A 22,497-nucleotide genomic window follows, 5' to 3' on the forward strand; every position below is an offset into this window, starting at 1 on the left:
CCCCGCCTGGAACGTCAGCCCCGCCTTCGCCTGCAGCCGGTCGGCCAGCACTTGCCCCATCAGCGCGCCGGGCGTCCAGATCCCCCCTTCGCCCGCGACATCCTCGACCAGGCACAGCGCCGTCTCGGCGATCATCTTGCTGGTCGAGCCATAGCCCGGATCCTTGTCGCCGGTGACGACGCAGTCGATCCGCTCGTCATTGGCGCCCTCGCCGATGAACAGCAGGTCGTAGAAGCCCGCATCGCGTTCCTCGGGCGAGGGGCCTTCGCCGGGCTTGGGGCCCTTGTCGCTGGTGAGCGGGTTCATCCGCGCGATCGCCTCGGCGGCGGCCTTGCCCATCTCGCCGAGGCCCGGCGCGACCATCATCTCGTCATAGACGAAGTCGGCGCCATAGCTTTCGCCGAGCAGGAAGTTGGTGCGGTGGACGTTCTTGGTGTTGATCGGCGCCATGATGAACGGCGCGACCCATGCCTCGATCGAGCGGTCATATTCGGGGAGCAGGCCCTTGGGCTGCGCCGGTCCCTCGAAACCGGGGGTGAGCGCGAACGGGTTGACCAGCAGGCCGAGGATCGAGGGATGCTTGGCCGCGGCGGCGAGCGTCGCCTTGAGGCTGGCGACGGTGCCGCCCGATGCGCCGCCCTGCATCTTCCGCACCCGGCCCTTCACGCGCGGCATGGGGTGACCGAACTTGGCCTTGGCGGCGTCCTGCAAGGCCAGCACGCCGAGGTCGAACGGGATCGAATCGAACCCGCACGAAAAGACGATGCGCGCGCCGGTGCGCTTGGCGGTCTCGTGATGCGCGTCGATCATCTGGCGCATCCAGGCGGGCTCGCCGCACAGATCGACATAAGCGGTGCCGGTCTCGGCGGAGGCGGCGACGAGGTCGTTGCCATAGAGCTGGTACGGGCCGACCGTGGTGAGCACGACCTTGGTGCGCTCGCACAGCGCGCGCAGGCTGGCGGGATCGTCCGACATGGCGGTGAGCAGCGGGGTGTCGGCCGGGGCGCCGATCAGATCGCGCACCTCCTGTAGCTTCGACAGCGACCGGCCCGCCATCGCCCAGCGCCGCGCGCCGATCTGCGTGAGATATTCGGCGACGAGGCGGCCGGTGAAGCCGGTGGCGCCGTATACGATGATGTCGAAATCGCGCATTGTTCTCCCCTCCCGCTTGCGGGAGGGGTCGGGGGAGGGCCCGTCCGTCCGCGCGGTAGGCTCGATCATGCCCTCCCCCAGCCCCTCCCGCAAGCGGGAGGGGGGTAGAAGGCGCCCTCCCGCAAGCGGGACGGGAGTCAGACGGCGCCCTCTGGCAAGCGGGAGGGGGGAAGATGCTTACGCCGCTTCGCTGAATTGCAGGCTTGCGAGGCGCGCATACAGGCCGCTCTCGCCGATCAGCGAGGCGTGGCTGCCCTGTTCGACGATCCGGCCGTCGCGCATCACGATGATCCGCTGCGCCGCGCGCACCGTCGCCAGCCGGTGCGCGATGACGAGCGTCGTCCGCTCCGCCATCAGCCGCTCGAGCGCTTCCTGCACCAGCCGCTCGCTCTCGGCATCGAGCGCGCTGGTCGCCTCGTCGAGCAGCAGGATCGGCGCGTCGCGCAGCAGCGCGCGGGCGATCGCGAGCCGCTGGCGCTGGCCACCCGACAGCCGCGCGCCGCCTTCGCCGAGGAAAGTGTCGAGCCCGTCGGGCAGCTTGTGGAGGAATTCGGCGGCATTGGCGGCCTCGGCGGCGGCCCAGAGCGCATCGTCCTGCGCGTCCCAGCGGCCGTAGCGCAGATTGTCGCGCGCCGACGCGCCGAAGATCACCGTCTCCTGCGGCACCATCGCGATCCGCGCGCGGACTTCCGCCGGGTCGGCGGTGCGGAGATCGACGCCGTCGATCCGCACGCTGCCCGCTTCGGGATCGTAGAAGCGCTGGATCAGCTGGAACAGCGTCGTCTTGCCCGCGCCCGATGGTCCGACGATCGCAACGGTCTCGCCGGGGCTCACCGACAGCGTGAAATCCTCGAGTGCGGCGACGTCGCGACGGCTCGGATAGCGGAATTCGACATGATCGAATTCGAGCGTCCCGCGCGGCGGCACCGGGAGCGTGACCGGGCGTGCCGGTGCGCGGATCTCGGGGACTTCGGCGAGCAGTTCGGACAGCCGCTCGGCCGCACCCGAGGCGCGCAGCAGGTCGCCGTAAACTTCGGTCAGCGACCCGAACGATCCCGTCACCAACGTCGCGGTGACGAGGAAGCCCGCGAGCGACCCCGCCGACAGCCGCCCGGCAGCGACGTCGCCGACGGTCGACCACATCAGCAGCGTCACCGCACCGAAGAGCAGCCCCATCACCAGCGCGGTCATGATCGCACGCGTCGCGATCCGGCGCTTGGCGGCGGCGAGGCTGCGATCGACCGCATCGGTAAAGCGCGCTTCCTCGCGCGCTTCCTGGCCGAACGCCTGGACAATCTTCATCGCGCTGAAGGTCTCGACCGCCATCGCGCCGATATCGGCGATGCGATCCTGGCTCGCGCGCGACTGGCTGCGCACGCGGCGGCTGAGCAGCATGATCGGCAGGATGATCAGCGGCACGCCGATCACGATCGACAGCGCCATTTTCGGCGCGAAGACGAACAGCAGGATGACCCCGCCAATCCCGGTCAGCCCGTTGCGCAAGGCGACCGACACCGTCGTCCCGACCGCGTTTTCGATCAGCGCGGTATCCGAAGTCAGCCGCGAGGCGACCTCGGACGGGCGGTTTTCCTCGAACCAGCGCGGCGCGAGGCGCAGCAAATTGGCCTGCACCGCGATGCGGATGTCGGCGACGGTGCGTTCGCCGAGCCACGACACGAAATAGAAGCGGATCGCGGTCGCGATCGCCAGGACCACGACGAGGCCGAGCAGATCGTAGAACACCTCGTTGATATGCGCGATGTCGCCGGCACCGTGGGTGAAGCCGCGGTCGATCACCGACTTGATGCTCCACGAGGTCGCCAGCGTCGTCGTCGAGGTGACGAGCAAGGCGATCAGCGCGATCGCGAGCTGCAGCGGATAGCGCGTCGTATAGCGCCACACCATCACCAGACTCGCCAGCTTGCGCCCACTTGGTTGCGGCAGCGATGCTGGGGGATCGATTGCGACGGCGGCGGGTTGTGTTTCGACCATGCGGGGTGCGTAGCAGGCGGCCGTCTAGGCCTCAATCCACTAGACGAATGCGGCAATACCGGCATTGCTGTTTACTGCAATGCAGCATAGGTTCTATCTTTACGTTCATCTTTGTCTGCTAGAAAGTACGGTATGCTGTACAACGCTTACGAAATGCAGAAGTCGATGCTGGCGGGCGCCAGCGCCATTGCCGATTTCAGTGCCGGACTGCTGAGCAATCCGGCTAACCCCTTCGCCTATTTCGGCGGTGGCGCCGTCCTCGGCTCCGCGCTCGAGGTGTTCGCGCATGCTTCCGCACCGCGCGGCAAGCCTGCGTTCGGGCTAGACAGCACCACGATCGATGGCGCCGAGGTGGCGATTGTCGAAGACGTGGTACTGCGTAAATCCTTCGGGCAACTCAAGCGCTTCCGCCGCGTCGGCGTCGAGGGTGGCCCCAAGCTGCTGATCGTCGCGCCGATGTCGGGACACTATGCGACGCTGCTGCGTGGCACGGTCGAGCGGATGCTGCCCGTCGCCGACGTCTACATCACCGATTGGCGCGATGCGAAGCTCGTGCCGCTGAGCGACGGCAAGTTCGACCTCGACGATTACGTCGATTATCTGATCGAATTTCTCGAGGCGATCGGCCCGAACGAGGGGCAGGGGGGCACGCATATGCTCGCCGTCTGCCAGCCGTCGGTGCCGTGCTATGCCGCGGCCTGCGTGATGAGCGCCGACAAGAATCCGTGCCGCCCCAAGACGCTGACGATGATGGGCGGGCCGGTCGATACGCGCGAGGCGCCGACCGCGGTCAACACGCTGGCGACCGAGCGGCCGCACAGCTGGTTCAGCCAGAACGTCATCGCGACGATCCCCGGCAACTTCCCCGGCGCCGGGCGCCGCGTCTATCCGGGCTTCCTGCAGCTTGCCGGCTTCATGTCGATGAACCTCGGCAACCACATGATGTCGCATTACGAGCTGTTCAAACATCTCGTCGAGGGCGAGGATCTCCAGGCCGACTCGACCAAGGCTTTCTACGAGGAATATCGCTCGGTCTGCGACATGACCGCCGAATTCTACCTGCAGACGATCGACGTCGTGTTCCAGGACCATTCGCTGCCCAAGGGCACGATGACGCACCGCGGGCGCGTGGTCGATCCGGCCGCGATCACCGACATCGCGATCCTGGCGATCGAGGGCGAGAAGGACGATATTTCAGGGCTCGGCCAGACCAAGGCGGCGCTGACGATCGCGACCAGCCTGCCTGACGACAAGAAGCGCTATTACATGGCCGAGGGCGCCGGACATTACGGCATCTTCAACGGCTCGAAGTGGCGCAACAAGGTCGCGCCGGTGGTCGAGGAATGGATGAAAGCGCACGGCTGACGCCGCGCGCTCCATCGCAGATATTCGTTCGGCCCTGTCTTCGGTGAAGGCAGGGCCGAACTGTTTTCTCAGGCAGCGGTCGTGTCGACCACGGCGTGGCTGCCATTCTCGTCGGCCGTGATCGTACCGCCGACCAGCATCTTGAGGCGACCCGACAGCGAGATGTCGGTTTCCCACAGCTCGGCATTGTCGATCTTCAGGCGCAGCAGTGCGAGGTTGGGGTCTTCCTTGCCCTCGGGAAACCAGGCCTCGACCTGCTTGTTCCACAGCTTGTCGATCATCGCGCGGTCATTGTCCTGCGCGATCGTGCCCGCGATGCAGGCGAAGAAATCGTGACCCTTGGACACGAACTGCGCCATCACCTTCCCGCCACCGATCAGCCGGTTGTCCTTGCCGACGAAGAAGAACAGCGTGTCGACCAGGTCCTTGTCGAGCTGCGCGGTGAGCGGCTCGCTGTGCGACGATCCGTCGGCCAGACCGACCATCAGGAACGGGCTGTCGGCCATCTTCTTCCAGAGCGTCTGGGTGATTTCGTGCGTGTCGGCCATGTCGGTCTCTCCTGAAGGATGGTTCGGGAGAGAAACGACGATGAGAGCGGTTGGTTGCGGCGGCGCGACGATGATCGTGGCGGCGCCGCTCGATCCTGACGCCGATCAGGCGAGCTGATCGACGATCAGGCCGGGCTCGATCGCGGGGCTGTACTCCTTCGCCGCTTCCGATTGGGCGGCGTCGGGGCTGGGCTTGCTGTAGCGCACGATGTCGGATTGGCTGGCCGTCTTGGTCGTCGTCTCGGTGGTGTTGTCGGTATAGGTGATCGTCGTTGTCTTGGTCGATCCGGCAACCACGATCGACTCGGACAATTCGGTCTTTTTCGACTCGCCACCGGCACCGCCGCCCGCTTTCGCGCCGCTGGCCTCTTCCGCAGCGGCGGCGTCATCGGTCGCGCCCGAGGCGGCCGGGGCGGCTTCGCCTTCGGCCTTGTCGAGCACCGCCTTGACGGCGGTGGCATCCGACTTGGACAGCTTGCCCGAGAGCACATCGGCGGAAATCTTGGTGTCGATCGCGGCGCGCACCTCGGGGGTGATCTTGGCGGCGCCGGCGCTGCCGCCCGCGGCACTTTGCGAGGTGGCGGCTGCCACGTCGTCGGCGACGAGCTGGGACTTGTCCTTCGACAGCCCTTGCGCCTGCAGCTGCGAGAGCAGCGGACTGATCGAACTTATGCCACCAATGCTCATGCGCGCGACTCCCTTTTCCTTGGGAACAACGGCAGCGGGGCGCAAAGCTTTAGCGATATTTTTTGGAGCCTCAGCGCGCGCCGGCCCGAAACGAAACGAGCCCCGGTACGCCGTAGCGACCGGGGCTCGAAGCGGAGGCGCAGCGCCTCCGGTAGCAATGCGGCTTAGAGGACCTCGAACAGCCCAGCTGCACCCTGACCGCCGCCGATGCACATCGTCACGACGACATATTTCGCGCCGCGACGCTTGCCTTCGATCAGCGCGTGGCCGGTCGCGCGGGCTCCGGTCATGCCGTACGGATGGCCGATCGAGATCGCGCCGCCCGAGACGTTGAGCAGTTCGTTCGGGATGCCGAGCTTGTCACGGCAATAGAGCACCTGCACGGCGAACGCTTCGTTCAGCTCCCACAGGCCGATATCGTCCATCTTCAGGTTGAAGCGCTCGAGCAGCTTGGGGATCGCGAAGACCGGGCCGATGCCCATCTCGTCGGGCTCGGTGCCGGCAACCGCCATGCCGACATAGCGGCCGAGCGGCTGGAGGCCGCGCTTCTCGGCGAGCTTCTCTTCCATCAGCACCGACGCCGACGAGCCGTCCGACAGCTGCGAGGCGTTGCCCGCGGTCACGTTCATGCCCGGGCCCATCACCGGCTGGAGCGCCTGGAGGCCCTCGAGCGTCGTCTCGGGACGGTTGCCCTCGTCCTTCGACAGCGTCACCTCCTTGTAGGTGACTTCCTTGGTTTCCTTGTTGGTGATCGCCATCGTCGCGGTCGTCGCCACGATCTCGGCGTCGAGATAGCCGGCGGCCTGCGCGGCGGCGGTGCGGCGCTGCGATTCGAGCGCATATTCGTCGCACACTTCGCGGCTGATGTTGTAGCGCTTGGCGACGGTCTCGGCGGTGCCGAGCATCGGCATGTAGACGTCCTTGTGCATCGCGATCAGCTCGGGATCGGCGGCGACGCGCATCTGCGGGGTCTGGACGAGCGAGATGCTCTCGACGCCGCCACCGATGGTGATGTCCATCTGGTCGGTGATGATCTGCTTGGCGGCGGTGGCGATCGCCATCAGGCCCGAGGCGCACTGGCGGTCGACCGACATGCCGGGGACGGTGACGGGGAGGCCGGCGCGCAGCAGCGAGGTGCGCGCGATGTTGCCGGCCTGATGGCCCTGCTGCAGCGCGCAGCCGAAAACCACGTCGTCGACCATGCCGCCGTCGATGCCAGCGCGCTCGACCGCCGCGCGGATCGAATGCGCCGCGAGCGTCGGGGCGGGGGTGTTGTTGAACGCGCCGCGGTAAGCGCGGCCGATCGGGGTGCGGGCGGTGGAGACGATGACGGCGGAACGCATGGGATTTCCTTTATAACGTCGCCCCGGCGGAGGCCGGGGACGCTCGGTAGGAAGCGCTGCTCGCGTTGCGGGCTACAACGCAGCGGCCCCGGCCTCCGCCGGGGCGACGCCAAGGATCAAACGAAAATCTGCGACATCCATTCGGCGATCATCGCGGGCTTTTCCTCGCCCTCGATCTCGACGGTGAATTCGTTGGTCTGCTGCCACTGACCCGGACGCTTCTCGTCGAAGCTCAGCAGCTTGAAACGGCCGCGCACGCGCTTGCCCGAGCGGACCGGCTGGAGGAAGCGGACTTTGTTGCCGCCGTAATTGATCCCCATCTTCACGCCCTCGATCGTCACCGGATCGATGATCTTCGACGACAGCAGCGGCATCAGCGACAGCGTGAGGAAGCCGTGCGCGATCGTCCCGCCGAACGGGGTCATCGCGGCCATTGCCGGATTGACGTGGATGAACTGATGATCGCCCGTCGCGTCGGCGAACTTGTCGATCATCTCCTGGCTGACCTCGACCCAGTCGGACACCTGTTCGGTGCCGATCCGGCCGGTCATTTCCTGAGCTGTAACGGTCGTCACGGCATTCCCCTGAAAGCAAATTCGTCGCATAGGCGACGCCGCGCAGGCAAATGGCACTCACGCAAGCCCCGCGCAAGTCTCACCCTGACCGGAAACCGGAACATGACCTTTGACGTAGCGTCCACCGCCCGCAAATCCATGGGCGCTTTGCACCGGGCGAGCGAACCCGATGTTCTAAAGCCGCTATTGGACCGTGCGGCGCTCACGCCCGAGTCGCGTGAGCGGGTGATGGGCCATGCGCTCGGGCTGCTCGCCGACCTGCGTGCGGCGCAGGGAAAGGGGTGGGTGAACCAGTTTCTGCAGGAATATCGGCTCAATTCGTCCGAGGGCGTCGCGTTGCTGTCGCTCGCCGAGGCGTTCCTGCGCGTGCCCGATCCCGAGACCGCTGATCTGCTGATCGCCGACAAGCTCGGTGATGCCGATTGGCGCGCGCACACGGGCAAGTCGAACTCGACGCTCGTCAATTCGGCGACCTGGGGGCTGGTCGTTGGCCGTGCCCTCGTCGGTGATGGTCAGACGCAAAGTTCGCTGCGTCGCCTGATCAGCCGCGCGGGCGAGCCGTTCGTACGCCAGGCGGTCGGCGCGGCGATGCGGATGATGGGCGAGATCTTCGTGATGGGCCGCACGATCGACGAAGCGATGAAGCGGATGCGCAAGCCCGAGAACAAGGGCTTCACCGCGAGCTTCGACATGCTCGGCGAGGCGGCGCGGACGCACGACGACGCGCAGCGCTATTTCCGCGCCTATACCGATGCGGTCGACGCGGTCGGGCGTGACCCCGCGGCGGGGCATTCGATCTCGGTCAAGCTGTCGGCGCTCCACCCGCGCTACGAAGTGTCGCGCTGGGACGAGTGCGTGCCCGCGCTGACTGAGATGCTGGAGGCGCTCGCCGTTCAGGCCGCCAGCAAAGGGATCGCGTTGACGGTCGATGCCGAGGAGAGCGAGCGGCTCGAGATGAGCCTCGATATCATCGGCACCGTCGCCGCGCTGCCGAGCCTCAAGGGCTGGGACGGGTTCGGCATGGCGGTGCAGGCGTACGGCAAGCGCGCGCGGCCGGTCGTCGCGTGGGCGGGCGCGCTCGATCGCATCATGAACGTGCGGCTGGTCAAGGGCGCCTATTGGGACAGCGAGATCAAGCGGACGCAGGTCGAGGGGCTGGCGGAGTATCCGCTGTTCACGCGCAAGGCGGCGACCGACGTGTCGTATCTCGCGGTGGCGCGCGACATGCTCGATGCGCCGAACATCCGGCCGGCGTTCGCCAGCCACAATGCGCTGACGGTGGCGACGATCATGGAATGGGCCGGCAACAGCCGCGACTTCGAGTTCCAGCGGCTGCACGGCATGGGCGACGGGCTGTACGAGCGGCTGGTGCGCGAGAATGGCTATCATTGCCGGGTCTATGCGCCGGTTGGCGGGCATCGCGATTTGCTGGCGTATCTGGTGCGCCGGTTGCTCGAGAATGGGGCGAATTCGTCGTTCGTGCATCAGTTGGCGGACGAGCGCCTGACCGAGGCTGAGATCCTTGCGGACCCGGTGGCGAAGATCGCCGCGGTCGGTGGGGCGCGGCATCCGAGCATTCCATTGCCGGTCGATCTGTTCGGTGCCGGGCGGCGCAACAGCGCCGGCCTCGATCTCGCGGACCGGGTGGTGTTGCGCGAAACGGTGGCGGCGGTCGAATCCCCCTCCCGCCTGCGGGAGGGGCTAGGGGAGGGGCGTGCCTCAAGCGCGACTTCGACCGTTGCGCACCTCCCTCCCCCAACCCCTCCCGCAAGAGGAAGGGGAGATGCGGTTGCGCGCGCCCACGCTGCGTTCCCCGCCTGGTCCGCCACGCCCGTAACCCAGCGCGCCGCGTGCCTCGACCGCCTCGCCGACCTGCTCGAACAGCACCGCGACGACCTCATGGCGATCTGCGTCCAGGAAGCCTTCAAAACCATCCCCGACGCGCTCGGCGAAGTGCGCGAGGCGGTCGATTTCTGCCGCTACTACGCGCAGCAGGCGCGCGACGGGTTGCAGCCGGTCGAACTCCCCGGGCCGACCGGCGAGCGCAACGTGCTGCGCTTCGACGGGCGCGGCGTGTGGGCGACGATCGCGCCGTGGAACTTCCCGCTCGCGATCTTCCTCGGCCAGACCGTCGCCGCGCTCGTTGCGGGAAACAGCGTCGTCGCCAAGCCCGCGCCGCAGACGCCGCGCATCGCCGCGCGCGCGGTCGAGCTGGCGCATGAAGCCGGCGTGCCGAAGGATGCGTTGATCCTGCTCCCCGGCGGCCCCGAAGTCGGTGCGGCGCTGACAGCCGACCCGCGCGTGATGGGCGTCGCCTTTACGGGCTCCACCGCCACCGCCCGGAAGATCGCGCGATCGCTGCTCGAGGACGACACCCGTCCGATCGTCCCGCTGATCGCCGAGACCGGCGGGATCAACGCGATGATCGTCGATTCGACCGCGCTCCCCGAACAGGTCGTGGCAGACGTGGTGACTTCGGCGTTCCGCTCGGCCGGACAGCGCTGCTCGGCGCTCCGCCTCTTGCTGCTGCAGGAGGAGATCGCCGGCACGACGATCGAGATGCTGAAAGGAGCGATGGAGACGCTACGGCTCGGCGACCCCGCCGATCCCGCGACCGATGTCGGCCCGGTGATCGACCAGGCTGCCTATGACAAACTCATGGCCTATCGCGCGCGCGCCGGCGTGGTGAAGACGCTCGACGCGCCCGCCGACGGGCTGTTCGTGCCGCCGACGTTGGTGCAGCTCGACCGGATCGAGGATCTGACGCAGGAATGGTTTGGCCCGATCCTACACGTCGCGACCTGGCCCGCGGGCAAACTCGCCGAGACGATCGCGGCGGTCAACGCCAAGGGCTATGGCCTGACGATGGGCCTCCACAGCCGCATCGCGCGCGCAGCGGACGAGACCGAGGCGCTGGCGCAGGTCGGCAACCTCTACGTCAACCGCTCGATGATCGGCGCGGTGGTCGGCTCGCAGCCGTTCGGCGGGGAGGGGCTTTCCGGCACCGGGCCGAAAGCGGGCGGGCCGCATTATCTGCATCGCTTCGTGGTCGAGCGGGCGGTGTCGGTCGACACGACCAGCGCGGGCGGCAATGCGACGTTGCTGAGCCTCGACGAAGGCGGGATCTGAGCGGGGCCGCTAAGCCCCTTCGTCACCCCGGCCCAGTGCCGGGGTCCACCGTGCCGCCTGTGCTGCGACGGTAGGACGCGTATCCCGGTGGACCCCGGCACAAGGCCGGGGTGACGGTGGGTTAGTTGTGCCCCGAGTCCCCGTCGACGGCTGAATCGCTCGGTGTGGCGCCGGTACCTTGGCGGTGGGAGGGAACAGGCGTTGGCTCGGCCTTCTCTGCCACCGGGGGCGCATCGAGCGCCGCATAGGGCAGCACCATCTCGCCATCCGGCGCGGCGGTGAAGCTCGTCTGCGTCGGATACGCCAGACCGATCCCCGCCTCGTTGAGGCACCGGATGATCGCCAGCCCGACGGTATGCCGCGCGTCGTAGAATTCCTGGAACGCCGCGCTCGGCGAATCGAACTCCACGTCGAAATCGTAGCTGCTCGCGCCGAAGGTGGTGAACCCCGCGCGTACGAACTTCATGCCCTTGCCCTCGACCACCGCCTTGATCATTGTCGGCAGCGCCTCGAGCGTCTCGATCGGCGTCCACTGCACCAGCCCGAGCGTGAACACCACGCGGCGATATTCGCGCTGCGTGTTGTTGATGATTTCCTTCTCGAGCAACTGCTTGTTCGCGACGATCCGCTCCTCGCCGGTGACGCCGCGGATGCGCGTCGACTTGAGCCCGATCGCCTCGACCGTGCCCGACGATTTGTCATAGCTGATCGCGTCGCCGCGCCGGAACGGGCGGTCGAAGATGATCGCGAGCGCCGCGAACAGATCGGCGAAAATGCCCTGCGCCGCCAGACCGATCGCGATACCGCCGACGCCGAGACCGGCGATGAGCCCCGTTACGTTGACCCCCAGATTGTCGAGCACCACGATCGCGGCGATCGCGAACACCGCAAAGCCGACCAGGATACGGATGATCCCCATCGCGCTGCCGATCGCCTCGCCCGAATAATGCTCGTCGGCGGTGCGATATTCGATTGCGCCGATGATGATCTCGCGCGCCCAGATCGCGCCCTGATAGCCCGCGGTCAGGATCCAGATGAAATTGATCGTCGCGCGGACCTCTTGCGGAGTGCCCGCAAAATTGGCCGCGCTGACGAGCTTGACCGCAGCGATCACCATGAAGGTGTTGCCCGTAGCCACCACCGCCCGCGCGACGATCGCGCCCCAGCGGCGCGACAGCGACGGGTGCGAACAATATTTTCGCGCGAGCCGGCGAATGAAATGCATCGCGACCACCAATGCGCTGGCTAGAGCGACGGCGATGATCAGTTGAAGCCAGTGCGTCGCCGCCCAACGATAGGTGGTGCTGATCAGACTGCGGAGTTGTTCGTCGAAATCCTGAACGCGGATCGGTGGCAGGATTGCGGTCGTATTCTTGGTCGTCATGACAATACTCAGGCGGCTTTCGCAGGAGACGGTGCCGTGCCCTGTTCGAGGAAGGCGAGCAAGCCGCGTTCGGCGCGGCTCAGATGCTGCGTGCTGCGCGGCAGGCGGAGCGTTTCGCGAAACGCGGACTGCCCTTCCTTGGCGAGCGCGAGCAGCGCCGGATGGACATACGATTTGCGCGCGATCGCCGGCGTGTTGCCGAGCGCCTCGCTGACCGGGAGCAACATCGTCTTGAGGCTGATGTCGTGCGCCGCGCCGGCGAGCGCCTCGAAGGCGAGCACGCTCGCGCTCCAGGTGCGGAAATGCTTGGCGGTGAAGTCGGCGCCCATCGCCTCGCGGATATAGGCGTTGACGTCGGACGAGGTGACCGGGTGCGCCTCGCCAGCACTGTCGATCCAGCGGAACAGATGCTGGCCCGGCAGATCCTGGCAGCGCTTCACGAAGCGGCTGAGCGATCCGTCGGTGATCGTCAGCACGCGCAATTTGCCCGACTTGGCCTTGAACTGAAGCTTCAACGCCTGGCCTTTCAGCGCGGCATGGCGCTTGCGCAGCGTCGTCGCGCCGAAGCTCTTGTTCGCCCTCACATAGCCTTCGTTGCCGATGCGGACCTTGCCGAGGTCGAGCAGCCGCACGACGGCCGCCACTGCGGTATCCTTGCCGATCCCACGCTTGGCGAGATCGGCAGCGACGCGCGCGCGCAGCTTGGGCAGCGCATGGCCGAACGGCGCGCACAGCTCGTATTTCGCCGCCTCCTGCGTCTCGCGGAAACCGGTGTGATAGCGATACTGCTTGCGGCCCTTCTCGTCCCAGCCGACCGCCTGGATATGGCCGTTGGGACTGGGGCAGTACCAGGCGTCGCGATAGGCGGGGGGCAGGCCGATCGCGTTCAACCGGTCGATCTCGTCGCGGTCGGTAATGCGCGCGCCATCGACCGCGAAATAGCCCCAGCCGTGCTTCATCGCCTTGCGTGTAATACCAGGGTCACTGTCGTCGTGGTAAGAGATGTTCGCCATGGCCTTTAGGAATGCACGGGCCATCGCATCGTTCCGGAACGGGCTGGCCCTGCCGATGGTTAAGCCGCCGGAACACCCCAGCCGGAGACCCATCATGGCCGATCTTTCAAATGCCCACGTGCTCATTCTCGCGACCGATGGTTTCGAGCAAGTCGAACTCTTCGGGCCGCGCCAGGCGCTGCTCGACGCCGGCGTCAAGGTGACGCTCGCCTCGGACAAGACCGATCCGATCCAGGGGATGAACCATGACGAGAAGGGCGACACGATCACGCCCGACATCCTGCTCGATGACGTCGATACCGAGGATTATACCGCGCTGCTGCTGCCGGGTGGCGTCGCCAACCCCGACACGCTGCGGATGAACGACCGCGCGATCGAGATCATCGAGGAATTCGCCGATGACGAGAAGCTGATCGCGGCGATCTGCCACGCGCCGTGGCTGCTGGTCGAGGCCGATGTCGTCGATGGCCGTCGCATGACGAGCTGGCCGTCGGTGCGCACCGATCTCGCCAATGCCGGCGCCGATGTGGTCGACGAGGAGGTCGTGATCGACGGCCCGTTCATCACCAGCCGCAAGCCCGAGGACATCCCCGCCTTCAACAAGGCGATCCTGGAAGCGCTTCAGGTCGAGCTCGAAGCGGCCTGATCCGCGTTCCCCGTCCGCCTCAGGCGGGCGGGGAAACGGTTCATCCAGTCCTGCGCGGGGCGCTCGACCAGGTGGTGGAGCGCCACCGACGTGCCCAGCATCAGGACGAGGTACAGCGCGATCAGGATCGGTTCGATGCCGTGGACATCGTCGATCAAGGCGAGCTTGACGATCACGAACAGCAGGAAGTGGCTGAGATAGGTCGCGTAGCTGATCTCACCGAGATAGTGCAGCGCCGGGATTTCGAGCGGGTTGCCGCGCATCCCCGAGGTCAGCGCAAGCGCGAGCAGCGCGGCGGCGAACGCCGCGGGAACCGTCAAGGTTTCGGGCTGGCCGTATAGCTTTGCGACGAACGCCACCACCGCACAGCTGATCGCCACGAGTGCGGGTACAAGCGGCGCATCGCGCCACCGTTCCCAGAGCGAACACAGCGCGCCGCCGACCGCGAATTCGATCAGGCAGCGGCGCAGTCCGAAGATCCAGATATCGGTGCCCAGCGTCGGCGCCCCCGCCATCGCGACATGCAGCAGCGCGAGCAAGGCGACGATCGCCGCCACCACCGCCCAACTCGGCACGCGCCGCCAGTCGAGCGCGAAGGCCACCAGCGTGAAGAGCAGATAGGCCGCCCATTCGGTGCTGATCGACCAGCTTGGGTCGTTCCATGCGAGATGATCGGTAAACCCCCAGGTCTGCATCAGCAGGACGTGCAGCGGCAGTTCGGCATAGGGATAATGCCCGGCATCGTGCCGCCCCGTCGCCGCGAGCGCGAGGACGAGCGCGAGCGTCGCGCCGAGCATGACGATGTGGAGCGGCCAGATCCGCGCAAGCCGGCGCCACAGGAAGCCCGGCACCGCGCGCATCCCGCCCTCGCGCAGCCGTTCGCTCCAACTCAGCCAGATCACGAAGCCCGACAGCAGGAAGAAGAAATCGACCGCGAGATAGCCTTTGGCAAACAGCGCGATCACCGCCGGCGGCAGCCAGTCGAGCGACAGCCGGATGTGGAACAGCACGACCAGCCATGCGGCGATCCCGCGCATCCCGGTCAGCGCGCGCAATTCGTACCGCGGCGGGGCAGGGGACGGCGCTGCCATCAGGCGGTAACGGGGTCGATCGTGCGCGGCTTGCGGCGCGGCTGCCACGGCTGCGCGGCGCGTTTGCGCGCGAGATAGGTGTCGAGCCCGATCTGCGCGCCGATCAGCATGTAGACGAACGGCTGGAACGCGATCCCGATGAACGCCGCGCCGAGCAGATAGACGATATGCGCTGACTGCAAAGCGCCGGCGAGCGGGGTGACCCACGCCGTGTCGGCCGCACCCTTGCGATAGCGGTGGCGCAGCACTTCCATCCGGAAGATGCCGATCAGGCTGATCGACAGCCACAGGATCAGCCCGGGGAAGCCCTGTTCGCCGAGCATCTCGAAATAGGCGCTATGGAAGGCGCGCGCCTGGTCGACGGTCAAATGGCGATCGACGGTCGCATTCTCGGCGCTGCCCTCGACGCGCTCGGTATCGTAGCGGATCTTGTTCTGGCGGTACATTTCGAAGCCTCCGCCCAGCGGATGCTCCTTGGCATATTCCCACGTCCAGCCCCACACCGCGAGCCGCGTCGAGGCGGATTCGTCGCCCTTATAGGTCTTGATCGTACTCATCCGGTTGGTGAACGACGACGGCAGGAACGGCACCGCGAGCATGCCCGCGGTGGCGAGCAGGCACAGATACAGCAGCTTGCGCTTGGCATCGCGCAGCATCAGCAGCGCGACGAGGCCGATGCACAGCAGCCCGGTGCGCGTCGAGGTGCCGACCGGGATCAACAGGCAGGAAAAGACGAGCGCATAGCAGAAGCCCTTCACCTTCCAGTCGGGCGGGAAGATCGTGCCGTGGCGCGTGAACCACAGGATCAGCGGGATGATCGCGACCGCGACGGTCGAGATCGTCGATCCCTCGTACAGCCCCGAATTGTTCGACACCATCAGGTTGAGCGAGCCGTAACCGCCGCCGCCGCTGGCGATCGTCTTGATCCCGCCGACGATGATGATCGACGCCGCCGAAGCGACCATCACCAGCAGCAGCGCTTCGATCCGGAGCCTGGTGCGCAGCGTGAAGGGCAGGAAGGCGGCGAACGCCAGGCACTTCCACACCCACCCCCATTTATCGAGCGCCTCGGCCGGGAAATCGGCGGTGAGCGTGGTGCAATAGCAATAGACCATCAGCAGGACGATCATCCCCTGCCGCGGGGTGAAGCGCGTTCCCGTCTTGTCGTCTGCGACGAGCCATCCGCCGACCGCGAGCACCACCGCGATCAGCGAAACCGGCACGCTGTTGAGCAGGACATAGGTCAGCCGCTGCGGCGCGACGACGTCGATATAGACATATGCGAGGACGAAGATGAACGGCCGGCGAAACCCCGCCGCGAAGAAGGCGGCGAGGAAGGCGACGAAGACGAGATCACGCAACCGGACGACCCTTCCGCTTGCGGGCGGGCGCTTCGCCGGGCACGGATTCGCGGTCGAGATCGGGTCGGCGCAGCAGCCGCCACACGGTCAGCGCGATCAGGCCGTGGCTGATCGCCAGCGCGAGATTGTCGATCATGCCGTCGCGCTCCTTTCGCAATACCCGTAACCGCCCTATCGCTGCGGGGTTCAGGCCGCTCTACGGGTGTCGGGTTGAGGCTCCGTTAAGCACTCATGCGTTAGGGCGATAGCATGCGCATTCTCCATCTTCTGGACCACGGCCTGCCGTTGCAGAGCGGCTACACCTTCCGCACCCGCGCGATCCTGAAAAGCCAGATGCAGCGCGGCTGGACGGTCGCCGCGGTCACCGGGCCACGCCAGGCATCGCCGCAAGCGGGAGAGGAGAGCGTCGATGGCATCGACTTCTTCCGCACCGCCGCGGTGAAGCGCTTGCCCGCGCCGTTCGGCGAACTGCGCGAGATTGCAGCATTCGCGCGGCGGATCGGCGAGGTGGTCGAACAGTTCAAGCCCGACATCCTCCACGCGCATTCGCCCGTGCTCGATGCGCTCGCCGGCTTGCGCGTCGCCGGGCAATACAAGCTGCCACTTGTCTATGAGATCCGCGCCTTCTGGGAAGACGCCTCGGTCGGCAACGGGACGGGGCGCGAGGGTTCGCTGCGCTATCGCGCGACGCGCGCGCTCGAGACCTGGGCGGTCAAGCGCGCCGATGCGGTGGCGGTGATCTGCGAGGGGCTGCGTGACGATCTGATCGCGCGCGGGATCGATCCGGGCAAACTGATCGTCTCGCCCAATGGCGTCGATCTCGCGATGTTCGGCACCCCGCTGGCGCACGACACCGCGCTTGCCGCCACGCTTGGCGTCACCGGCAAGGAGGTGATCGGTTTCATCGGCAGCTTCTACGATTATGAGGGGCTCGACGATCTGATTGCGGCGATGCCCGCCTTGGTCACCGCGCGTCCCGAGGCGCATCTCGTGCTCGTCGGGGGCGGGCCGATGGAAGCGGCGTTGCGCGCGCGGGCAGCGGCCTCGCCCGTGGCGGCGCAGATCCATTTCGTCGGGCGCGTGCCGCACGGCGAGGTCGAGCGCTATTACAGCGTGATCGACGTGCTCGCTTACCCACGCAAGAAGATGCGGCTGACCGATCTGGTGACGCCGCTCAAGCCGCTCGAGGCGATGGCGCAGCGCCGACTCGTCGCAGCGTCGGACGTCGGCGGGCATCGCGAGCTGATTCGCGATGGCGAGACCGGCACGCTGTTCGCGCCCGGCGACCCCGACGCGATGGCGCGCGCGCTCGCCGATCTGCTCGCCGATCGCGCCAGTTGGGAAGATCGCCGGACGCGCGGGCGTATTTTTGTCGAGGCGGAGCGTAACTGGGCTGTTAACGTTGCGCGTTACGCGCCCGTTTACCAAAAACTTACCGATAGCATGGCAGAGCAGAGTGCATGGCCGTCTCCTCCGATCCTCAACGCCTGACCCTCCCGCTGGCCCCGCTCGTCGCGGCCGTTATCGGGGTGCTGACCGCGGCGATGTTCGCGCTGATCCCGACCGAATTGCTCGAATCGATGGTGGTCGATAGCGGCATCGCGTCGGTGCTCTCCGCCGCCGAGCCGCCTTTGGGCTATACCGCGCGCGCCGCGCTGGTCTTGCTGTGTGGCGGCGGGGTCGGCGTGCTGGCGTGGTTCGCGCTGTTCCTGGCGTTCGGCAGCCGCACGATCGCGCTGCACCGTCGCGCGAGCAACGGTGAAGACGCGCCTGTGCTGCGTCGCGCCGATGCGCATCCCGATGCGCCGGCGCGCCGCCCGCTATTTGCCAATACCGATCTCGGCACGCCCTTCCTCGAAGTCCGTGCGCGGCCGGTGCATCTCGACGCCGACCAGGTCGCGCCGCTGGTCGAGCGGCCGCTGCCCGTCAATCTCGACGAGCCGCTCTCGGCCTATGACCCGACCTTCCTGCGCGACACCGCGCCCGCCGCAGCGACCGTCGAACAGCCGCTCCCGCTGCCGCGTCGCCAGACCTATGACCCGAGCGAGCGCTTCGAAACCTTCCCGCTCGGCCCGATCGACGCGCCTACGGTCGAGCGGCGCACCCCTACGCCGATCGCGCGCCCGCCGCGCGAGGCGACCGGATCGGGCGACCCTTCGGACTCGATCCACGCCTTGCTCGACCGGCTCGAACGCGTCGTCAGCCGCCGCGATGCGCCGCCGAGCGCAGCCCAGCCGCGCGAGACGATCGAGGACAGTCTGAGCAGCCTACGCCGGCTGGCGACCGACCACCGCTGATCGTCGCGCCGGGCGCGGGCGCTCAGGTCTCGACCGTCAATGTCTCGAGCGCGACGATTGCCTCTCCATCGCGCCTGGTAACCGAGAGCGTCGCGATATCGGCGACGAGATGCCCGCGCATCGCCAGCTCGGCCTCCCCGAGCGCAGCCAGCCAGATCATGCTCGGTGGATCGTCGCGCAGCGTCAGCGCAATCCGATGACGCGCGCCGACAAAGGTGGCACTCGCCCAGCGCGTCGTCTCGAGCACGCACACCACCGCCGCGCACCCGGCCGCATCGGCGCTGCGTTCGAGCGCGCGTTGGAGCAAGGTGGCGGAATCGGGGCCGCGGCTCATCGATCGACTCGCTGATCGGCGAGGAACGCCTCGATCCGGCGGATCATCCGCGTTCCCGGCTCGCGCCCGCGGCGCAGATCGCGCACCAGGCGCGGGTCGCGCACCGCGAGCCGCCCGAACGTGGTCGGCGGCATCGCGCTCGCCTTCAGATAACGGTCGATCTTCTGCAACACCGACATGCCGGTCTCCTCGTGATTCGTTGCAGCCTCAATGGCTTCATGTTCACGATCTGTTCTATTTTCCAACTTGTCTAGGAAAAATCCTATGCCTATGATCGGCCGTATGGACAGGGATGATCCCCGCACGCGGCTGGCGGCGCTGATCGACGCGAACGGCGTCAGCTATGCCGCGCTGTCGCGGATGCTTCGCCGCAACGATGCCTATCTCCAGCAATATGTCCGGCGCGGTACGCCGCGCGATCTCGCCGAGCGCGACCGGGCCCTGCTCGCGGCCTATTTTCGCGTCGATGCGGCTGAACTTGGTGGGGTGGCCGCCCCGCGCATGGCGCCGATCCGGCGGCTCGATGTCGAGGCCTCGGCCGGGCCGGGCGCGCTCGCCGCCGACGCGGTGCGCGCGGGTGCGATGCTGCTCGACCCCGCTTTGCTCGAATCGCTGCGGCTGAATGCGAAGGATGCGGCGATGCTGCGTGCGCGCGGCGATTCGATGCTGCCGACGATCGCCGATGGCGACCAGATCGTGATCGATGAACGCGATACGCGGATCGTGGCGGTGCCCGCGATCTTCGTGCTGCGGCTCGACGGTGTCCTGCTCGTAAAGCGCGTGTCGCGGACGGCCGGCGGGATGCTGATCGAAAGCGACAATCCGGCCTATCCGGCGATCACGACCAAGGCCGCCGAAATCCTCGGTCGCGTCGTCTGGCTGTCGCGGGCGCTACGCTAGCGGCGCGAGTCGCGCAGCCACATGACGAGCGAGATCGCCACGCCGAGCCCAAGCCCGATCAGGAAGCCGCGCGTCGGTCCGAGCGGCGAGAACAGGCCGATCCCCGTCCCGGCGATTGCACCGAGCGCGATCAGCGCTCCGCCGGCAAGCGGGGTACGGGGCGGAGAGGAATGGATCATGCCGCCGCTGTGCCATGTCCCGCGGCAGGACGCCAGCGTCCCATGTCGGGAGGTGTGGGGCACCGCGCGCGGGCGCATTAACCTTCGTCTGGCGGGCGGGGCGCGCCCTTTCCCGGACTGGCACGGACCGTGAAGCGCGACCACGCTCGCAGTCCCTGCGGTCGTGTTTCAAGCGGAGCGTGCATGCATCTTCCCTATCTCGCCGATGGCACCGAAGTGACGCATGCCACCGATCTCATCGCCGTGTTCGGCGCGGAGGCCGGGCAGGAGGCCGCGACGCGCGCCAACCGCAGCCGCGATCTCGGCAACTATCTCCATTTCTGCCGCTGGCGGCAGATCGAGCGGCTGATCGCCTTGCTCTCGTTCGATCGCGCGATCGGCACGATTCACTGATTGTGGCGGCGCCGCCGCGCTAAACCCCTGTCGTTCGCCAAACAGCCGGGCTAGGACGGCGTATGTCGTTATCGGTGGGGCGGCGGCGTGCGTATCGAACGGCCGCTGGAATTCTTTGGTGTGTCGGTTCCGGCGCGGTGGCGCAAACGCGCCCTGCGGCAGCGCCCGTCGCGTCGCCCGCCGATCCGGTGCCGCAAACATCGCTCCCGCTCGATCCGCAATCGCCGCTCGCGCCGTTGCCCGGGCTCGGGGTGGAATGGCCCGATCTGTCGAAGGCGCCGCAGGAACCCGTCACCGCCAACACGCCGACCGCGATGACCGGCGAGACGCGCTACAGCTACCGCATCGACGGGATCGACGATGTGGCGAGCTCGCTGCTGCGCGATCGTTTCGCGCAACTCTCGACGCTGAAAGCCAATGACGGCCAGCCCGCCAATGCCGCGCAGTTGGATCGCCGCGCACGCGAGGATGCGACCTTGCTGACGACGCTGCTGCGCGGCGAAGGCTATTATGACGCACGGGTCGCGACGCGCGTCGAGCCGGCCGCGCGGCCGCTGGTAGTGCTCGATGCCGAACCGGGCACGCTCTATACCTTCGGCGGCGTCAAGGTCGCCGGGATCGACGCCGCCGGCGACAAGGCGCCCGCCTTGCGCAAGGCGTTCGGGCTCGATCCGGGCGACGCGGTCAATGTCGATGCCGTGCTCGCCGCCGAGACGAGCCTGCGCACGACGATCAGCGATCGCGGCTTCCCCTTCGCGATCGTCGGCGATCCGCAGATCGTGGTCGATCGTGCCGCGCATACCGCGACGCTCGACCTGGCGGTCGTTCCCGGCGGGGCGCGGCGCTTCGGGGTGATCACGATGACCTCGGGCAGCAAGGTGTTCGATGCCGACCATGTCCAGGACATCGCGCGCTTCGTCCCCGGCCAGTCGTTCGACGCCTCGGCGCTCGCCGATCTGCGCCGTGCGCTCGTCCAGACCAGCCTGGTGTCGAGCGTCAAGATCACGCCGGTCGAGGGCAAGGAACCCGGCACGGTCGATATCGCGGTCGGCCTCGAACCCGCCCCCAAGCACACGATCGCCGGCGAGCTCGGCTATGGCACCGGCGAAGGCGCGCGTGCCGCTTTGAGCTGGACCAACCGCAACCTCTTCCCGCCCGAGGGCGCGCTGACGCTGGCGGGGGTGCTCGGCACGCAGGAGCAATCGGCGAGCGTCACCTTCCGCCGCAACAATTTCAACGGGCGCGATCGGATTCTGACCTTCCAGACGGTCGCCTCGAACGTCAAGCGCACGGCGTATCAGGCGCGCACGGTGTCGCTGTCGGGCAGCCTCGAGCGGCAGACCAACATCTTCTTCCAGAAGAAATGGACCTGGTCGCTCGGCGCCGAACTCGTCGCCTCGGACGAGCGCGATGTGCTCATCGATACCGGCGCGCCGCGGCGGCGGACCTATTTCATCGGCGCGCTGCCCACCGTGCTGAGCTATGACGGGTCGAACGACCTGCTCGACCCGACGCGCGGCTTCCGCCTGAGCGGTCGCTTCTCGCCGGAGATCTCGCTCGAGGGCAAAGCGTTCGGGTATGCGCGGCTGCAATTCGACGCGAGCACGTACAAGAGTGTCGCCAAGGGTACGGTCCTCGCGGGCCGGATCCGGCTCGGCACCATCGCGGGCGCGCCGCGCGATGCGATCGCGCCGTCGCGGCGCTTCTATGCCGGTGGCGGCGCATCGGTGCGCGGCTATGGCTATCAGGATATCGGCCCGCGCGATCCCAATAACGACCCGGTCGGCGGGCGCAGCCTCGCCGAATTCTCGCTCGAGGCGCGCGTGAAGACGTTCGGTAATTTCGGTGTGGTGCCGTTCTTCGACGGCGGCAATATCTCGACCGGGTTGCTCCCGAGCCTCGGCGCGCTCCGCTACGGCGCGGGGCTCGGCGTGCGCTATTATTCCAATTTCGGGCCGATTCGCATCGATGTCGGCACGCCGGTAAACCCTGCGCCGGGCGATCCGCGCGTCGCGGTCTATGTCTCGCTGGGACAGGCGTTTTGAGCGACGATACGCTGCCTCCCGAAGCTACGCCCCCCGAAGCGGTACCCGACGAGCCCGCACCGC

General features: G+C 67.3%; 22 protein-coding genes. 8 read left to right on the forward strand and 14 right to left on the reverse strand.

What is annotated here, in order from left to right:
- Nucleotides 1-1,152 (reverse strand): saccharopine dehydrogenase family protein (locus EAH76_RS22650; RefSeq protein WP_140852540.1); only part of this gene is annotated, 1,152 nt, incomplete at its 3' end.
- A 177-nt stretch (nt 1,153-1,329) separates the two neighbouring features.
- Nucleotides 1,330-3,144, reverse strand: a complete 1,815-nt coding sequence (locus tag EAH76_RS22655; RefSeq protein WP_194151064.1) for an ABC transporter transmembrane domain-containing protein — start codon at nt 3,142-3,144, stop codon at nt 1,330-1,332.
- A 132-nt stretch (nt 3,145-3,276) separates the two neighbouring features.
- Between EAH76_RS22655 and EAH76_RS22660 the strand changes: the two genes are divergently transcribed.
- Nucleotides 3,277-4,509 (forward strand): polyhydroxyalkanoate depolymerase, encoded by a 1,233-nt coding sequence (locus tag EAH76_RS22660; protein WP_140852541.1) that lies wholly within the window; start codon nt 3,277-3,279, stop codon nt 4,507-4,509.
- 68 nt (nt 4,510-4,577) lie between these two features.
- Here EAH76_RS22660 and EAH76_RS22665 read toward each other — a convergent pair whose 3' ends face one another.
- The 4 genes from EAH76_RS22665 to EAH76_RS22680 form a co-directional block, all read right to left on the reverse strand.
- Complete coding sequence (locus tag EAH76_RS22665) at nt 4,578-5,057, reverse strand: pyridoxamine 5'-phosphate oxidase family protein (RefSeq protein WP_140852542.1); 480 nt, start codon at nt 5,055-5,057, stop codon at nt 4,578-4,580.
- 105 nt (nt 5,058-5,162) lie between these two features.
- Nucleotides 5,163-5,744, reverse strand: coding sequence for a hypothetical protein (locus tag EAH76_RS22670; protein ID WP_140852543.1), 582 nt, complete (start codon nt 5,742-5,744; stop codon nt 5,163-5,165).
- A 164-nt stretch (nt 5,745-5,908) separates the two neighbouring features.
- Nucleotides 5,909-7,087: an acetyl-CoA C-acyltransferase gene (locus EAH76_RS22675; RefSeq protein WP_140852544.1), complete on the reverse strand. Its 1,179-nt coding sequence runs from the start codon at nt 7,085-7,087 to the stop codon at nt 5,909-5,911.
- A gap of 116 nt (nt 7,088-7,203) precedes the next feature.
- A complete protein-coding gene (locus EAH76_RS22680) occupies nt 7,204-7,638 on the reverse strand; it encodes a MaoC family dehydratase (RefSeq protein ID WP_165954571.1) in 435 nt (144 codons plus the stop codon).
- Between the two features lie 126 nt (nt 7,639-7,764).
- On the opposite strand from EAH76_RS22680, the gene putA reads away from it, so the two are divergent.
- The gene (gene putA, locus EAH76_RS22685; RefSeq protein ID WP_140852545.1) at nt 7,765-10,791 is read left to right on the forward strand and encodes a bifunctional proline dehydrogenase/L-glutamate gamma-semialdehyde dehydrogenase PutA; all 3,027 of its coding nucleotides are present in this window, start codon (nt 7,765-7,767) and stop codon (nt 10,789-10,791) included.
- A gap of 121 nt (nt 10,792-10,912) precedes the next feature.
- Here the strand turns inward: putA and EAH76_RS22690 are convergent, their stop codons facing one another.
- Together EAH76_RS22690 and EAH76_RS22695 are read right to left on the reverse strand one after the other, a co-directional pair.
- The gene (locus tag EAH76_RS22690) at nt 10,913-12,175 is read right to left on the reverse strand and encodes a mechanosensitive ion channel family protein (RefSeq protein ID WP_140852546.1); all 1,263 of its coding nucleotides are present in this window, start codon (nt 12,173-12,175) and stop codon (nt 10,913-10,915) included.
- 8 nt (nt 12,176-12,183) lie between these two features.
- On the reverse strand, nt 12,184-13,188 hold the full coding sequence (locus EAH76_RS22695; RefSeq protein ID WP_140852547.1) for a DNA topoisomerase IB: 1,005 nt from the start codon (nt 13,186-13,188) through the stop codon (nt 12,184-12,186).
- 94 nt (nt 13,189-13,282) lie between these two features.
- On the opposite strand from EAH76_RS22695, the gene EAH76_RS22700 reads away from it, so the two are divergent.
- On the forward strand, nt 13,283-13,834 hold the full coding sequence (locus EAH76_RS22700; protein WP_140852548.1) for a type 1 glutamine amidotransferase domain-containing protein: 552 nt from the start codon (nt 13,283-13,285) through the stop codon (nt 13,832-13,834).
- Here the strand turns inward: EAH76_RS22700 and EAH76_RS22705 are convergent.
- From EAH76_RS22705 to EAH76_RS24230, 3 genes are read right to left on the reverse strand one after another with little or no spacing between them, the layout of a single operon-like run.
- Nucleotides 13,810-14,925 carry an acyltransferase family protein gene (locus tag EAH76_RS22705; RefSeq protein ID WP_170208061.1) on the reverse strand — a complete coding sequence of 372 codons (1,116 nt, stop codon included), beginning with the start codon at nt 14,923-14,925 and terminating at the stop codon, nt 13,810-13,812. The two genes, EAH76_RS22700 and EAH76_RS22705, sit on opposite strands and share 25 nt — an antisense overlap.
- Complete coding sequence (locus tag EAH76_RS22710; RefSeq protein ID WP_140852549.1) at nt 14,925-16,286, reverse strand: putative O-glycosylation ligase, exosortase A system-associated; 1,362 nt, start codon at nt 16,284-16,286, stop codon at nt 14,925-14,927. The genes EAH76_RS22705 and EAH76_RS22710 overlap by 1 nt, the downstream gene beginning before the upstream one ends.
- A complete protein-coding gene (locus tag EAH76_RS24230) occupies nt 16,279-16,422 on the reverse strand; it encodes a hypothetical protein (RefSeq protein ID WP_170208062.1) in 144 nt (47 codons plus the stop codon). The genes EAH76_RS22710 and EAH76_RS24230 overlap by 8 nt, the downstream gene beginning before the upstream one ends.
- Before the next feature lie 113 nt (nt 16,423-16,535).
- Here EAH76_RS24230 and EAH76_RS22715 point away from each other — a divergent pair, with 113 nt between their 5' ends.
- Nucleotides 16,536-17,777 (forward strand): TIGR04063 family PEP-CTERM/XrtA system glycosyltransferase, encoded by a 1,242-nt coding sequence (locus EAH76_RS22715; protein ID WP_140852550.1) that lies wholly within the window; start codon nt 16,536-16,538, stop codon nt 17,775-17,777.
- Nucleotides 17,747-18,583 (forward strand): hypothetical protein, encoded by an 837-nt coding sequence (locus EAH76_RS22720; RefSeq protein WP_140852551.1) that lies wholly within the window; start codon nt 17,747-17,749, stop codon nt 18,581-18,583. Before EAH76_RS22715 ends, EAH76_RS22720 begins: the two co-directional genes overlap by 31 nt.
- A gap of 22 nt (nt 18,584-18,605) precedes the next feature.
- Here the strand turns inward: EAH76_RS22720 and EAH76_RS22725 are convergent, their stop codons facing one another.
- Together EAH76_RS22725 and EAH76_RS22730 are read right to left on the reverse strand one after the other, a co-directional pair.
- Nucleotides 18,606-18,917: a hypothetical protein gene (locus tag EAH76_RS22725; RefSeq protein WP_140852552.1), complete on the reverse strand. Its 312-nt coding sequence runs from the start codon at nt 18,915-18,917 to the stop codon at nt 18,606-18,608.
- Entirely contained in the window at nt 18,914-19,096 is a 183-nt protein-coding gene (locus tag EAH76_RS22730) for a hypothetical protein (RefSeq protein ID WP_140852553.1), read from the reverse strand. The genes EAH76_RS22725 and EAH76_RS22730 overlap by 4 nt, the downstream gene beginning before the upstream one ends.
- Before the next feature lie 103 nt (nt 19,097-19,199).
- Between EAH76_RS22730 and EAH76_RS22735 the strand changes: the two genes are divergently transcribed.
- Entirely contained in the window at nt 19,200-19,817 is a 618-nt protein-coding gene (locus EAH76_RS22735; protein ID WP_140852554.1) for a S24 family peptidase, read from the forward strand.
- On the opposite strand, the gene EAH76_RS22740 is transcribed toward EAH76_RS22735, so the two are convergent.
- Nucleotides 19,814-19,996, reverse strand: a complete 183-nt coding sequence (locus tag EAH76_RS22740) for a hypothetical protein (protein WP_140852555.1) — start codon at nt 19,994-19,996, stop codon at nt 19,814-19,816. The genes EAH76_RS22735 and EAH76_RS22740 overlap by 4 nt on opposite strands.
- A gap of 183 nt (nt 19,997-20,179) precedes the next feature.
- On the opposite strand from EAH76_RS22740, the gene EAH76_RS22745 reads away from it, so the two are divergent.
- Both EAH76_RS22745 and EAH76_RS22750 read left to right on the forward strand, forming a co-directional pair.
- Complete coding sequence (locus tag EAH76_RS22745; RefSeq protein WP_140852556.1) at nt 20,180-20,389, forward strand: hypothetical protein; 210 nt, start codon at nt 20,180-20,182, stop codon at nt 20,387-20,389.
- 62 nt (nt 20,390-20,451) lie between these two features.
- Nucleotides 20,452-22,434 (forward strand): autotransporter assembly complex protein TamA, encoded by a 1,983-nt coding sequence (locus tag EAH76_RS22750; RefSeq protein ID WP_140852557.1) that lies wholly within the window; start codon nt 20,452-20,454, stop codon nt 22,432-22,434.
- Nucleotides 22,435-22,497 lie beyond the last annotated feature (63 nt).

Source organism: Sphingomonas glacialis, assembly GCF_006439055.1.
GTDB classification, from domain to species: Bacteria; Pseudomonadota; Alphaproteobacteria; order Sphingomonadales; family Sphingomonadaceae; genus Sphingomonas; species Sphingomonas glacialis_A.

Bases quoted from the DNA above. Each gene is read 5' to 3' on its own strand.
- EAH76_RS22655 (WP_194151064.1), bottom strand. From the start codon at position 3,144: ATGGTCGAAACACAACCCGCCGCCGTCGCAATCGATCCCCCAGCATCG.
- EAH76_RS22660 (WP_140852541.1), top strand. From the start codon at position 3,277: ATGCTGTACAACGCTTACGAAATGCAGAAGTCGATGCTGGCGGGCGCC.
- EAH76_RS22665 (WP_140852542.1), bottom strand. From the start codon at position 5,057: ATGGCCGACACGCACGAAATCACCCAGACGCTCTGGAAGAAGATGGCC.
- EAH76_RS22670 (WP_140852543.1), bottom strand. From the start codon at position 5,744: ATGAGCATTGGTGGCATAAGTTCGATCAGTCCGCTGCTCTCGCAGCTG.
- EAH76_RS22675 (WP_140852544.1), bottom strand. From the start codon at position 7,087: ATGCGTTCCGCCGTCATCGTCTCCACCGCCCGCACCCCGATCGGCCGC.
- EAH76_RS22680 (WP_165954571.1), bottom strand. From the start codon at position 7,638: ATGACCGGCCGGATCGGCACCGAACAGGTGTCCGACTGGGTCGAGGTC.
- putA (WP_140852545.1), top strand. From the start codon at position 7,765: ATGACCTTTGACGTAGCGTCCACCGCCCGCAAATCCATGGGCGCTTTG.
- EAH76_RS22690 (WP_140852546.1), bottom strand. From the start codon at position 12,175: ATGACGACCAAGAATACGACCGCAATCCTGCCACCGATCCGCGTTCAG.
- EAH76_RS22695 (WP_140852547.1), bottom strand. From the start codon at position 13,188: ATGGCGAACATCTCTTACCACGACGACAGTGACCCTGGTATTACACGC.
- EAH76_RS22700 (WP_140852548.1), top strand. From the start codon at position 13,283: ATGGCCGATCTTTCAAATGCCCACGTGCTCATTCTCGCGACCGATGGT.
- EAH76_RS22705 (WP_170208061.1), bottom strand. From the start codon at position 14,925: ATGGCAGCGCCGTCCCCTGCCCCGCCGCGGTACGAATTGCGCGCGCTG.
- EAH76_RS24230 (WP_170208062.1), bottom strand. From the start codon at position 16,422: ATGATCGACAATCTCGCGCTGGCGATCAGCCACGGCCTGATCGCGCTG.
- EAH76_RS22715 (WP_140852550.1), top strand. From the start codon at position 16,536: ATGCGCATTCTCCATCTTCTGGACCACGGCCTGCCGTTGCAGAGCGGC.
- EAH76_RS22720 (WP_140852551.1), top strand. From the start codon at position 17,747: ATGGCCGTCTCCTCCGATCCTCAACGCCTGACCCTCCCGCTGGCCCCG.
- EAH76_RS22725 (WP_140852552.1), bottom strand. From the start codon at position 18,917: ATGAGCCGCGGCCCCGATTCCGCCACCTTGCTCCAACGCGCGCTCGAA.
- EAH76_RS22730 (WP_140852553.1), bottom strand. From the start codon at position 19,096: ATGTCGGTGTTGCAGAAGATCGACCGTTATCTGAAGGCGAGCGCGATG.
- EAH76_RS22735 (WP_140852554.1), top strand. From the start codon at position 19,200: ATGGACAGGGATGATCCCCGCACGCGGCTGGCGGCGCTGATCGACGCG.
- EAH76_RS22740 (WP_140852555.1), bottom strand. From the start codon at position 19,996: ATGATCCATTCCTCTCCGCCCCGTACCCCGCTTGCCGGCGGAGCGCTG.
- EAH76_RS22745 (WP_140852556.1), top strand. From the start codon at position 20,180: ATGCATCTTCCCTATCTCGCCGATGGCACCGAAGTGACGCATGCCACC.
- EAH76_RS22750 (WP_140852557.1), top strand. From the start codon at position 20,452: ATGTCGTTATCGGTGGGGCGGCGGCGTGCGTATCGAACGGCCGCTGGA.